Annotated in this window: 11 protein-coding genes; 5 read left to right on the top strand and 6 right to left on the bottom strand. The window is 68.4% G+C overall.

The features are described 5' to 3' along the window. Positions 1–9 precede the first annotated feature (9 nt). Positions 10–1596 carry a class I adenylate-forming enzyme family protein gene (locus KHO18_RS01180; RefSeq protein WP_244844438.1) on the bottom strand — a complete coding sequence of 529 codons (1587 nt, stop codon included), beginning with the start codon at positions 1594–1596 and terminating at the stop codon, positions 10–12. A 176-nt stretch (positions 1597–1772) separates the two neighbouring features. Between KHO18_RS01180 and KHO18_RS01175 the strand changes: the two genes are divergently transcribed. The 4 genes from KHO18_RS01175 to KHO18_RS01160 all read left to right on the top strand — a co-directional run bounded on the left by KHO18_RS01175 (position 1773) and on the right by KHO18_RS01160 (position 6455). Beyond that, positions 1773–2141, top strand: coding sequence for a DUF3649 domain-containing protein (locus KHO18_RS01175; RefSeq protein WP_313817088.1), 369 nt, complete (start codon positions 1773–1775; stop codon positions 2139–2141). Beyond that, on the top strand, positions 2141–3781 hold the full coding sequence (locus KHO18_RS01170) for a PepSY-associated TM helix domain-containing protein (protein ID WP_144198267.1): 1641 nt from the start codon (positions 2141–2143) through the stop codon (positions 3779–3781). Before KHO18_RS01175 ends, KHO18_RS01170 begins: the two co-directional genes overlap by 1 nt. Then, positions 3778–4152 carry a DUF3325 domain-containing protein gene (locus tag KHO18_RS01165; RefSeq protein WP_244844436.1) on the top strand — a complete coding sequence of 125 codons (375 nt, stop codon included), beginning with the start codon at positions 3778–3780 and terminating at the stop codon, positions 4150–4152. The genes KHO18_RS01170 and KHO18_RS01165 overlap by 4 nt, the downstream gene beginning before the upstream one ends. Before the next feature lie 122 nt (positions 4153–4274). Further along, a complete protein-coding gene (locus KHO18_RS01160) occupies positions 4275–6455 on the top strand; it encodes a TonB-dependent receptor (RefSeq protein ID WP_244844434.1) in 2181 nt (726 codons plus the stop codon). Here the strand turns inward: KHO18_RS01160 and KHO18_RS01155 are convergent. After that, positions 6449–7306, bottom strand: coding sequence for an AraC family transcriptional regulator (locus tag KHO18_RS01155; RefSeq protein WP_211942633.1), 858 nt, complete (start codon positions 7304–7306; stop codon positions 6449–6451). The two genes, KHO18_RS01160 and KHO18_RS01155, sit on opposite strands and share 7 nt — an antisense overlap. 149 nt (positions 7307–7455) lie before the next feature. Between KHO18_RS01155 and KHO18_RS01150 the strand changes: the two genes are divergently transcribed. After that, positions 7456–8001: a carboxymuconolactone decarboxylase family protein gene (locus KHO18_RS01150; protein WP_211942632.1), complete on the top strand. Its 546-nt coding sequence runs from the start codon at positions 7456–7458 to the stop codon at positions 7999–8001. A gap of 15 nt (positions 8002–8016) precedes the next feature. Here KHO18_RS01150 and poxB read toward each other — a convergent pair whose 3' ends face one another. The 4 genes from poxB to KHO18_RS01130 form a co-directional block, all read right to left on the bottom strand. Beyond that, on the bottom strand, positions 8017–9753 hold the full coding sequence (gene poxB / locus KHO18_RS01145) for a ubiquinone-dependent pyruvate dehydrogenase (protein ID WP_211942631.1): 1737 nt from the start codon (positions 9751–9753) through the stop codon (positions 8017–8019). 184 nt (positions 9754–9937) lie between these two features. Continuing rightward, positions 9938–10588 (bottom strand): HAD domain-containing protein, encoded by a 651-nt coding sequence (locus KHO18_RS01140; RefSeq protein ID WP_144198272.1) that lies wholly within the window; start codon positions 10586–10588, stop codon positions 9938–9940. A gap of 328 nt (positions 10589–10916) precedes the next feature. Further along, positions 10917–11120 carry a hypothetical protein gene (locus tag KHO18_RS01135; RefSeq protein WP_144198273.1) on the bottom strand — a complete coding sequence of 68 codons (204 nt, stop codon included), beginning with the start codon at positions 11118–11120 and terminating at the stop codon, positions 10917–10919. Positions 11121–11270: 150 nt separating this feature from the next. Continuing rightward, complete coding sequence (locus tag KHO18_RS01130) at positions 11271–12878, bottom strand: methyl-accepting chemotaxis protein (protein ID WP_211942630.1); 1608 nt, start codon at positions 12876–12878, stop codon at positions 11271–11273. Positions 12879–12952: the final 74 nt, after the last annotated feature.

The raw sequence follows: 12952 nt of genomic DNA, 5'->3' as shown, positions 1-12952 counted from the left end.
GTGCGTCGCTCAAAGGTTGCCGGCGGCAAGCTGCTCGCGCAGCTTCGCCTTGAGGATCTTGCCGGAGGGCGCCGCGGGCAGCTGCGCCACCACGCGGATTTCGGCCGGCATCTTGTAGGGCGAGAGGCGGTCGCGCAGGAAGGTGCGCAGCGCGGGCTCGTCCAGCGTCATGCCGCCGCGCACCTCGACGAAGGCGATCACTTCCTCGTTGCCCTCGGTAGCCCGGCCCACCACGGCCGATTGCAGCACGGCCGGGAACGCGTTGAGCGACTGCTCGACTTCTTCCGGGTACACGTTGAAGCCCGAGTGGATGATGATTTCCTTCGAGCGGCCGACGATGGACACCGCGCCGTCCGGGTCGATGCGCGCGAGGTCGCCCGTATGGAGCCAGCCGTCGGCATCGATGGTCTGCGCCGTGAGGTCCGGGCGCCGGTAGTAGCCCTTCATCACATTGGGGCCGCGTACCAGCAGTTCGCCGCTGCCGTCGGGCAGCGGGGAGCCCAGGCGGAGCTCCACATCCGGCACCACCGGGCCGACCGAGCAGTCGGTGCGCGGCGCATCCACACGGGTCTGGCACACGGTGGGCGAGGTCTCCGTCATGCCGTAGCCGTTGTGCAGCACGATGCCGAAGGCGTCCTCGAACGAGGCCTTGAGCGACGCCGTGAGCGGCGCGCCGCCCGACTGCGCCATGCGCAGCGACGGCGTGCGCAGCGATTGGCCCTGCGCGCGGCTCCATTCGATCACTTTCGCGTACATGGCCGGCACGCCGTGCAGCACGGTGAGCTGTTCCTCGACCAGCGTGCGCGCCAGCTTCTCCGGGCGGAAACGCGGCTCGTAGTAGACCGTGGCGCCGTTGGACACCGGGCCCACCAGCAGCACGGACAGGCCATAGACGTGCGAGATCGGCAGCACGCCATAGACGCGGTCGCCGGCCTGCACGCGGGCCTGCAAACGGTTGGAATGGCCGATGAACATCAGGTTGGCGTGCGTCAGCATCACCGCCTTCGAGGCCCCCGTGGTGCCCGTCGTATAGATCAGCGCGGCCACCTGTTCGCGGGCCTCGGCGGCCACCGGCTCGGCCACGGCGCTCTCGTCGATGGCGCTGACCAGCAGCTTGCCGACGTGCGGCCACGCCGCCGTATCGGCCCACTGCGCGCCGCGCGCCAGGCCGTGCTCGCGCGCTTCAGGGAAATCGTTGTCCAGATAGAAGGTCACGCGCGCGCCGGCGTGCTCGACGATATTGGCGATCTCGCGCGCCGACAGCCGGGCGTTGACCGGCACCGACCACGCGTCGATGGCGCTCAGCGCCAGTAGCAGCACGGCGCAGCCGACGCTGTTCTCGGTGACCAGCACCACGCGGTCGCCGCCGCGCACGCCGAGCGCGGTCAGCGCCTGGGCGGTCTCGCGCACGGCCAGGTCCAGTTCGCCATAGCGCAGCGCGCGGTGGGCATCCATCACGGCCACACGGTCAGGATGGCTGGCCACCCACGGCCCCATGGTCTGGTGCAGGCGCTGGAAGGCAGGGCGGAAAGCGTTGGATTGGGTGGGGGTGGACGCGTGACCAGAACGGTCCGCGGGCAAGGCGGTACTACGCATGCGTGTCTCCGGGCAAGGCTTCCGGCGTGAAGTCGCCGGTATTGATGCGTCGCATCGTCCCATCGATCCGCGGAAGCTGTCAACCGCAGCGTGGAATCATAGTTCTGCATAGTGGAATTTGCGTTTGGGCTTTTCGCGACATGTCTTCAATGTCTGCGCCCCCGGAACCCGCCAAAATGCGATGCCTGAAAGACAATGCGGATGAGAACGCTTATCATTGCGGCTTTTACGGGATTCGCAGCAACATGAAGCAGGGCATTTCGACCAGTTACCGCGTGGCGGTCGCCTCGCGGGCGATCGCCGGCATCCTGGGCGGCTACGGGCTCGCGGCACTCGCCACGGGCTGCGTCGCGCTCGCGCTGGCTCGCTGGACCGGCATGGCGCGCGCCGAAGCGGTGGTCGCCGCCTCCCTGCTGTCGTTCCTCTGGTACGCGCTGGCCGTAATCTGGGTGTTCGCCGTCGATTCGGCATGGCGCGCGTGGATCGGACTGGCCGTGCCCTGCGCGGTCCTGGGACTGGGCTGGCTGGCCCTGCGGAGCGCGTAATGGCCGAATTGCGAAAGGGGCAGGGGCTGCGCCAGTCGATGGCGTGGCTGCATACGTGGTCGGGCCTGCTGGTCTGCTGGGTGCTGTTCCTCGTCTTCTGCGGCGGCACCGCCAGCTATGTGAAGGACGAGATCACGCTGTGGATGAAGCCCGAGTTGCACGCGCGGCTGGGTGGCGACATCTCCGCCGCCACAACCAGCCAGGCCGCCGAGGGCGCCATCGCCTTCCTCCGCGAACAGGCACCGAATGCCGAGCGCTGGTTCATCAATCTCCCCGACGACCGCCGTTCCACCACCACGGTGTCCTGGCTGCGCCAGCCGCGCCCCGAGGATGCCGGCAAGGGCAACCGCGCCCGGCTGGAGATGCGCACGCTGGACGCGGTGACCGGCACACCCGTGCCCGGCGCCCGCGAGACGCGCGGCGGCGAGTTCCTCTACCGCCTGCATTTCGACCTCCACTACATGTCGGCGATCTGGGCGCGCTGGATCATCGGCTTCTGCACCATGTTCATGCTGGTGGCCATCCTGAGCGGCGTGATCACCCATCGGCGCATCTTCGCGGACTTCTTTACCTTCCGTAGCCGCAAGGGGCCGCGTTCGTGGCTCGATGCGCACAACGCCACCGCCGTCCTGGCGCTGCCGTTCCACCTGATGATTACCTACACCGGCCTCGTGACGCTGCTGTTCATGTACATGCCGTGGGGCATGCAGGCGGTCTACCAGGGCGACCCGAAGCGGTTCGATGCCGAACTGGGCCTCCGCGCGCCGCGCGTGCAGGCGGCCGGCGTGCCGGCGCCGCTGGCCCCGGTGGGGCCGATGCTGGCGCAGGCGATTGCCCGGTGGGATGGCGTGGCCCCGGCACGGATCAGCGTGGAGCGCCCCAACGACGCCAACGCCATCGTCACGATGACCCGCGATGCGGGGCACAGCCTGTCTTCACTCCGTCCTACCGTCGTGTTCGCCGGCACCACCGGCGCATTCAAGGAAACCTTCGGTGACGATCCGGGCAATGCCAGCGCCACGCGTGGCGTGATGGTGGGCCTGCACGTCGCGCACTTCGCGCCGCCGCTGCTGCGCGCGCTGTTCTTCGCCTCCGGGCTGGCCGGCTGCCTGATGGTGGCGACCGGCGCGCTGCTCTGGGCCGTGAAGACGCGCCAGAGCCATGCACGCACGATTGCCGCCACCGGCCGCACGCCGTTCGGGCTGCGGCTGGTGGAAGCGCTCAACCTCGGCGTGATTGCCGGTCTGCCGATTGCGTTCGCCAGCTACTTCTGGGCCAACCGGCTGGTGCCGGTGGGTATCGCGCAGCGGCCCGACATGGAAATCCGCATGTTCTTCACGGCCTGGGCCATCGCGGCGCTGGTCGCCCAGATCCGCCCGACGCGCGGCATGTGGCGGGTGCTGCTGGGCACCGGCGCCGTACTGTTCGCGGGCCTGCCGCTGCTGAACGCGCTGACCGGCACCGCGCACCTGGGCGTGACGCTGCTGCATGGGCCGGCAGTACTGGCGGGCTTCGACCTGACCGTGCTGGCGATTGGCCTGGGGCTGGGCGCGGCGGCATGGTGGCTTGGGCGCCCGCGTCCCGCGGCACGTGGCGCCGGTGCGTCGGCGCGCACGGGCGCCATGGGGGAGGCGTCATGAGCGCACCCGCCATGTGGCCGGTCTGCGTGGCCGGCATCGGATTTGCTGTGGGCGGCTTTACCTGGCTGGCCCAGACCATCGACCGGCATCACGCCGACATCTTCGGCCGGGGCGTCGAGCCTCTGCCTTCCCGCGTGCGCCGCCTGCGCTGGCAGGGCTGGATCGCGCTCGCACTGGCGCTGGCCGCCTGCGTGGTGGCCCAGGGCTGGGCCTTCGGCGTGATCTATTGGGCCGGCCTGCTCACCGTCAGCGCCCTGACGGTGGTGGGCGCCTTCTCTTATGCACCGCAGGTCACGCCGCGCATCGCGCGCGGCGCGATCGGCATCGGTGTGGCTGCCGCGCTGGCCGCGATCCTGATCGTGCAGGCGTAGCAGTACGAACGAGCGCCGCCGTCAGAGCGACGCCACCATCCAGACGGATACGGGAAAAAACCCGCCCGCCGCGATCCGCGGCGCGGACGGGCATGAAATCGATTTACTTTGGGAGTGTCACCTTGTCTTATTCCGTACCGCGTGCCGGACGTGCGTCCCGCACGCCGCTGCGCCATCTCGTGGCCGCATTGGCCGCTGCCGGCGTGTTGCCGACCATCGCCTTCGCCCAGGAGGCGGCCCAGCCAGCCGCCACGGCGGAAAGCGCCACGCTGCCCACCGTGACCGTGCATGCCGACGCCTCGGCAGACCAGTTGCCCGCCCCCTATGCCGGCGGCCAGGTTGCGCGCGGCGGCCACCTTGGCGTGCTGGGCAACCAGGACTTCATGGATGTGCCGTTCAGCGTGACGTCGTACACGTCCCAGCAGATCCAGAACCAGCAGGCACGCAGCATTGCCGGCGTGCTGGCCGATGACCCGGCGATCCGCACCGCCTACGGCTTTGGCAACTTCGCGGACACCTTCGTGGTGCGCGGCTTCCAGCTGACGACCGACGATATCCAGTACAACGGCCTGTTCGGCATCGCGCCGCGCCAGCTGGTGGCAACGGAAGGGCTGGAGCGCGTGGAAGTGTTCCGTGGCGCCAGCGCCTTCCTGAACGGCGTGTCGCCCGGCGGCACCGGCACGGGCGGCATGATCAACCTCGTGCCCAAGTACGCCACGGCGACGGACATCACGCAGGCGACCATCGACTATACGAGCGACTCGCAGGTGGGCGGCCATGTGGATGTGGGCCGCCGTTTCGGCAAGAACCGGGAATTCGGCGTGCGCGTCAATGCCATGGCGCGCGGCGGCGATACCCCGGTGGACAACGAAAGCCGCCAGCAGCGCCTGTTCACGCTGGGCCTGGACTACCAGGGCGACGCGTTCCGCGTGAATGCCGACTTCGGCTACCAGAAACAGCGCATCAACCAGGGCCGCAGCACGGTCCAGCTGTCGGGTACGGTCCTGCCGGCGGTGCCGTCCGCCTCGACCAACTTCGCCCAGCCCTGGACGTATTCCGAGCTGGAGGACACCTACGGCACGATCCGCGCCGAGTACGACGTCACCAGGGACTGGACCACCTACGCTGCCTTCGGCGCGCATCACACCAACGAGTTTGGCAGCTACAGCGGCGCGAACGTCGGCAACAACGGCTTTGGCACGGCCACGCGGCTGACCACCCCGTTCAAGCAGGATACGTACACCGGTGAAGTGGGCGTGCGCGGCCGCTTCGTGACCGGCCCGGTCAAGCACACGGTCAACCTGAGCTGGTCCGGTCTGGAGCAGGCGAAATCCAACGCCTTCCAGTTCTCGCCGTCGTTTGCGACCAATCTCTACAACGCGCCGACCGTGCCGTACCCGGCCGCCCCGACCACCGGCAATATGGCCGATCCGTACGTGACGGGCCGGGTCAACATCAATGGGGTGTCGTTCTCGGACACGCTGTCGTTCCTGAACGACCGTGTGCTGCTGACCGGCGGCGTGCGCCAGCAGGTGATGAACATCCGCGGCTACGCGACGGCCACGGGCGTGCAGACGGCGAACTACAGCGAGTCCGCCACGTCGCCGATGTTCGGCCTGGTGGTCAAGCCGCTGCAGAACGTCTCGCTGTACTACAACTACATCGAGGGGCTGGCGCAGGGCGGCACCGCGCCGTCCAATACGGTCAACGCCGGGCAGGTGTTCGCGCCGGCCAAGTCGAAGCAGCATGAAGTGGGCGCGAAGTACGACGCGGGCAGCTTCGGCACCACGCTGGCGTTCTTCCAGATCGAGCAGCCGACGGGCGTCACGCAAGGTAATGTGTTCGCCGTGCGCGACCAACGCAATCGTGGCGTGGAGTTCAGCGTATTCGGCGAGCCGCTGCGCGGCGTGCGGCTGCTGGGCGGCGTGTCCTATATCGACTCCAAGGTGTCGAACACGGGCAGCGCCAGCACCGAGGGCAAGCCGGGTGTGGGCGTGCCGATCTACACGCTGACCCTGAGCGGCGAGTACGACCTGCCGTTCCTCCCGGGCGCGACGGTGTCCGGCCGCTATATCCAGACCGGCCGCCAGTCCGCCAACACCACCAACACCATCAGCCTGCCGTCGTGGAACCGCTTCGACCTTGGCGCGCGCTACACGTTCAAGGCCTCGCAGCTGCGCTATACGGTGCGCGCGGGCGTGGAGAACCTCGCGGACAAGGACTACTGGGCGTCGTCCAGCGGCGGCGTCCTGGTGATTGGCCAGCCGCGTACCTTCAAGCTGTCGATGACCGTGGATTACTGAGTCCGCAACCAGTCGCGCGGGGACTGGCCGACCTTGGCCAGGAACGCGCGCGACAAGGCTGACGGGTTGGCGTAGCCCAACTCGTCGGCCATCAGTTTCAGCGGCATGCCGTCGCGCAGGCGGGCCTGCGCGAGAGTGATGCGCCAGTCGGCCAGATAGTCGGCTGGCGTCTGTCCCACCACCTCCCGAAACGTCGCCGCGAACGCGCTGCGCGACATCCCGGCACAACGCGCCATCGACTCCACGCCCCATGCTTCGCCCGGTGCCTCGTGTACAGCTACCAGTGCCCGTGCCAGGCGCGCATCGGACAAGCCCGTGATCAGGCCCGGCTGGATGCCGGCCTGCCCGGGATGGTCGAGCAGCCACCGCAGCAGCTGGATCAGCACCACCTCGAACAGCCGGTCGGCCAGCAGGCGCTGGCCGCAGCGCACGCGCTCGGTCTCGGCGAACAGCAGCGCGAGCGCGGGATCGAGCCCCTCCACCTGTGCCAACGGCAGCACGATCAGCGGCGGCAGGGCGCGTGCCAGCGGATTCATTGCCCCGCCATCGAAATCGAGCGTGGCGCAGGTGAACTGGGAGCCTTCCGCCGGCGGATTGTGGAAGGTGTGGACGGTGTAACGCGGATAGAACAGCAGCGATGGCTCCTCGATCACCAGCCGGGTGGGCAGAGCGCTCGCGCCGTGGGTGACTTCGGTGCGCCCCTCGCGCAACACGTGGAGGAAGCCCCGCCCGGCTTCATCGAAGCGGGTGACACCGCAGAGTGGCCCGGCGTGGAACAGGTGCGCGCGGATGCGGAAGCGTTCAAGCAGCGCGGAGAGGCGATCGGGCTGGGATTCTGGCAGTGCGGACATGGGCCTGGACGAAAAGGATTGTTTCGTGGACGAATTGTATCCTTTCGTACGGCGTCTGCGCCCATAGTGGAGACACCCCGGAGGCAGGCGATGAAGCCGGCGCCCGGGAGCCAACCCACTCTCTCTCTCTATATATATAGGAGTTCATCATGACCGCACGTGTTTCCCTGCCCGACGCCAGCAACGCCCCCGCCGGCAGCACCGCCGCCCTGGCCCAGATCCAGGCCGCCTTTGGCGCGACCCCGCAGATGTTCCGCGCCGTGGCCAATTCGCCGGCCGCACTGCAATCGATGTGGGGCGCGTTCGGCGCGCTCGGCAGCGGTGTGATTCCGGCGCATCTTGGCGAGAAGATCGCCGTGGCCGTTGCCGACCGCAACCGTTGCGAATACTGCCTGGCCGCCCATACGGCCCTGGGCCGCAAGGCCGGCGCCACCGCCGAGGAGATGGTCGCCGCCCAGGCCGGGCGGGCCGAAGATCCCCGCACCGCCGCCGCGCTGACCTTCGCGCTGAAGCTGGTGAACGACCGGGGTCAGGTGACCGACGCCGACGTGGCCCAGCTGCGCGGAGTCGGCTTCGGCGACGAAGAGATCGTGGAAATCGTCGCCCATGTCGCGCTGAACCTGTTCACCAACTACATCAACGTGGCGCTGAACGTGCCGGTGGACTTCCCCAGCGTGAAGCTCAACCCGCGCTAAGCCGTTAAAGCGCGTCTAGCGCAGCAGATTCGACCGCGCCAGTTCGATGATCTCGTCGGCGCGGCCGTTCATCACGGCCTTCATCGCCCACAGGCTGAAGCCCTTGACCTGCTCCGCCTTCAGGGACGGCGGCATTGCCAGTTCCTGCGTGTTGGTCACCACGTCGAGCAGGGCCGGGCCGTCATGCGCGAGCATGGTGGCGATGGCTTCCGGCAGCAGCAGCGGGTCTTCCACGCGCTGGGCATGCACGCCGATGGCGCGCGCCATGGCGGCGAAGTCGGGGTTTTGCAGCGACGTGCCCGACTCCAGGTAGCCAGACGCCTTCATCTCCAGCGCGACGAAACCGAGCACGCTGTTGTTGACGATCACCACCTTGACGGGCAGGCCCTGCTGGGCAAGCGTCAGGAAATCTCCCATCAGCATCGCAAAACCGCCATCGCCGGACAGGCTGATGACCTGCCGCCCCGGATAGGCGGACTGGGCGCCAATCGCCTGCGGCAACGCGTTCGCCATCGACCCATGCGCGAGCGAGCCGATCAGCCGGCGCTGGCCGTTCATGCGCAGGTAGCGGGCGGCCCAGATCGTTGGCGTGCCGACGTCGAAGGTGAAGACCGCGTCCTCGGCGGCCTGCTCGCTCAGCAGGCGGGCCAGGTACTGCGGATGGATCGGCTTGCGGCCGCTGTCGCCGGTGGCCAGGTCGTCCAGTTGGCGGCGCGCGTCACGATAGTGGCGCAGGCTCGCCGCCAGATGGGCCTCGTCGGCCTCGTCGGCCTTGGGGGCGAGGCGCGGCAGCAGGGCGTCCAGCGTGGCGCCGACATCGCCGACCAGCCCCATGTCCAGCCGCGTGCGGCGCCCGAGGTTTTCCGGGCGAATATCGATCTGCACGACCTGCGCGCCCTCGGGGTAGAACTGGCGATACGGGAAATCGGTCCCGAGCATCAGCAGCGTGTCGCATTCCTGCATGGCGTGGTAGCCCGAGCTGAAGCCGATCAAGCCGGTCATGCCGACGTCGTACGGATTGTCGTACTCGATGTATTCCTTGCCGCCCAGTGCGTGCACCACGGGCGCCTTCAACGTGGCGGCAAGTTGCACCACCTGGTCGTGCGCGCCGGCGCAACCGCGCCCGCACAGCAGCGTGGTGCGCTGGCTGCCGCGCAGCAGGCTGGCCAGTGCATCGAGCGAGGCGGCGTCCGGCGTGACCACCGGCGGGCGCAGGGCGATTGCGGCGGGCGCGGACTCGGCGAACGTGCCCTCGCGCAGCGCCACGTCGCCTGGAATCACGATCACGGCCACGCCCCGGCGGCCCACCGCCGCGCGGATCGCGGATTCGAGCACACCGGGCAACTGCTCGACGCTGGTGACGAGTTCGCAGTAGTGGCTGCACTCCCCGAACAACTGCTCGGGGTGGGTCTCCTGGAAGTAGCCACGCCCGATTTCGGCGCTCGGGATATGGGCGGCGATGGCCAGCACCGGCACGCCAGACCGGTGGCAATCGAACAAACCGTTGATCAGATGCAGGTTGCCGGGCCCGCAGCTCCCGGCGCAGACGGCCAGCTTGCCGGTCAGGTGCGCTTCGGCGCCCGCCGCGAAGGCGGCGGTCTCCTCGTGGCGGGTGTGGATCCAGTCGATGTCGTCGCGCTGGCGCAGTGATTCGGTAATGCCGTTGAGGCTGTCGCCGACGACGCCGTAAATGCGTTCGACGCCCACCGCGTGCAGGACGCGGGTGATGAGGTCGGCTGCGTGGTTGGCCATGGTGCTCTCCTTGTGCGATCGGTGCCTGCGAGCGAGGCAGATTTCCAAGGTACAAGGGTAGGCGGTGAGCGACGGCGAGGATAGCGCGCGGGGCCGGTCCTGTCCGATCCGCACGGCGCATCATCGGACAGGACAATAAAAAAGGCCGCCATGGAGGCGGCCTTGCGGGGGCGCGAAGTGTACGTCAGGCGTGCAGCGCGGCCGGTTGCAGCGATTGGCCGGTCAGGCTGGCCACGGCGATGGCCATGGCCTGCTCGCGGGCCTCGGCGGCGGCCGGCGCGGGCATGAAGCGCTCGGGGGCTTCGCGCGCCAGTTGCTGGAGGTGGCGCAGCTTGGCCTGGAGGCCTGGTTCCACGCGCGAATCGGGCGTCACCGTCGACGGGCAGGCCACGCCGAGGATGTCCAGCGCCTGGCGGAAGTTCTCCACCGTCAGGCCCTCGGCCGGGTTCACCTGCACGAGATGGCGGCGCTGCGCTGCCGTCATCGAGGCCGGCGCGGCCGTCGACAGGATCACCCAGCTACCGGGTGCGGCGCGCTGCGTGAACCAGGCATCGATCTCGGCGCCATGACCGCCCGCCACGCGCGGGGTCATGCCTTCCACCTGGAGGTCGAGCTGTTGCAGGATCGCAGCGGGTGTGCCACGACGCCACGCGTCGGACACCACCACGCGGGCGCCGGCAATGCCGAACAGCCGGCGCAGGAAGCCCAGCGCGATCGGATCGAAGAAACGGACATCCCTCAGGGTGCCGCTCGTTGGCGTACCGCCCAGGCGGGCAGCGGAGCGGTCCGAGTAGAGGACGCCGGGTACGTCCAGCATGATGAGGCGTTCAGACATGATTTCCCTGTGGTAGTCGGTGCTGTTTTGGTCGAGACAAGCGTACTCGGCAATTCGGCCTCTGCGGCGCCACAAAACGTGCGTAAGTGCAACAGTTCTGTAACTTCTACACCGGAGGCGTAAATGCCCGTTACCCCTTGTTCTCAAATGTTTCTGCCCGACACACCTGCCTGATGCCGGGGTCGATTCCGGCGCGGATGCGGGCTCAATGAAGAAGAAAACGAGCGCACCTGCGCATCGGTTGACACAAGGCGATTAGGGGAATTACTAGGATTTACCCGAAGCGGGAAGGGGCGGTGGGAATGGCGTTGAAACCCGAGGGCGTGGCTTACCGCTTGCGCAGTAAACGCATTTCGAAATGCTCGAATGATTGCTGGCACGCTGCGCTGCAGAACAGCACGGCGGGGCCCACGGGCTGCTCGCAGCCATGGCAGGCGCCGCACGGCTTGAGCCGTGGCGCCCAGTCGCGGCCCGCCGCGTCCAGATCATCATCAAAGGACGAATCGTCCTGCACTGCCTTGCGTAGCGCCATGCCAGTCCTTGCTGTGCGTCTCGATTGAGAAGCAAGCGAACATGCTAGCCGGGCTGTGGCCCGGAAAGAATCAGCATTCGCTTATTTACGACAGCAAAGACCGGAAACTTTAACAATGGCGTGACATTGGTGCGGTGCAGCGTGGCCGGGCTACTGGAACTGGAAGCGGGACACGTCAGATTCCAGCGCGGCGGCTTCTTCGTCGAGCCGGTTGGCGTGCAGCGCCACGGTGTCCACCAGCGCGCCGTTCTGCGCGCCGGTCTGCTCGAGTTCCGCGAGGGCATCGCCCACGGTGCGGATGCCGGCGGCCTGTTCCTCGGCCAGCGCACGCAGATGCCCCGCGAGGCTGTGGCTGCGGTCGACGGCCGATTCGATCCCTTCCATCGCCGCCACCACGCTGCTGCTGAGGGTGGCGCTGCGTTCGATCTCGCGCGTGGCGTCGCCCACGATACCGCTGATTTCGCGCGCGGCGTTGGCGCTGCGCTGGGCCAGCGCGCGTACCTCCTGCGCGACCACGGCGAAGCTGCGTCCCGCCGCGCCAGCGCGCGCGGCTTCCACGGCGGCGTTGAGCGCGAGGATGTTGGTTTGAAACGCGATGCCCTCGATCACCGTGACTACCTCGGCAATATTGCGCGAGTGGCCCAGCACGTTGGCCATGGTCCCGTTCATGTCGCGCACCACCGCCATGCCGGCGCCCGATGCGGCGCGTGCCTGGTTGGCCATCGTGCTCGACTCGTTGGCCTGCTCATGCACCTGTTCGACGAGCGCGGTCAGGCGCGTCATGCTGGCCGCCGCGTGGCGCAGGGCCGCGGCCTGCTGCGCGGTGCGCGCCGCAAGCTGCTGGTTGCCGCCGGCAATGTCGCCGCTGGTGGCTGTGATCTCGTGGGCGGATTCCTGAATGCGGGCCAGTACGCCGGCCAGTTCGTCGCGCATGCCGGCCAGGAAGTAGAGCAGGCTGGTCTGATCGTCCCTGCGCAGGGCGATATGCGCGGTCAGGTCGCCACTGGCGATGCGATTGGCCGCCGCTGCCGCGTCGCGCGGCTCGCCGCCGAGTTCGCGCGTCAGGCTGCGTGCCGCGAACCACGCCAGCGCGCCAGCCGCCACGAAACTGGCCACGAGCAGTGCGGCCATCAGCGTCTGCGCGCCGAGCTGGCTCGCGGCAACGCCGGCCACGGTGTCGGCAGCCTGCCGCTCCAGGCCGGCGCGCGTGGTTTCCATCAGCGCGCCGAGCTTTTGCAGTTGCTCGCCCAGGAAGTGGCCATCGACGGAGACGGCGCTGTCGAACTGGAGGGCGTCCAGCGGTTGCTTGTTGATCAGCGCCACATAGCCTTGCATCAGCTCGCCTGCCGCCGCGCGCTCCTTTTGCAGCGCCTGTGCCTGGCGCGGCGCGGCCTGGCGCACGCCGTCCACGGCGGCGTCGAGCTGGCGCATGGCCATCTGGATGTCCGTGCCGGCGGCATCACGCTCGCTGGTGCTCGTGGCCAGCGTCAGCGCGAGTTGCGCGCGGCCCAGTGTGGCCAGCGCGGCCTGCGCGCGTTCCGCCGAGATGGCGCCGCGCATGTCGCGTTGATACAGCGTGTCAGTGTCCTGCTTGAGGGAGACCAGATTGAGGATGCCAATCAGGCCGACCACGGCCCCGAAGACATAGACCAGAATGAACGCCGCGGACAGCCGCGCCGCCAGCGGCAGTCGCACCAGCCGTTGCCACACGGCTTCGCCGCGTGCGCGCGGCAGACTCAGTTGGATGGCTTGCAACACGAAACAGACTCCTGCCGGGATTGGCCCGGCCATGCCATGACCCGATGCCCGCCGCGTGGCTGCCTGGCCGTGCC

This window comes from Cupriavidus campinensis, assembly GCF_905397395.1.
GTDB lineage: Bacteria > Pseudomonadota > Gammaproteobacteria > Burkholderiales > Burkholderiaceae > Cupriavidus > Cupriavidus campinensis.
This window is presented reverse-complemented; position numbering and strand designations above follow the sequence as displayed.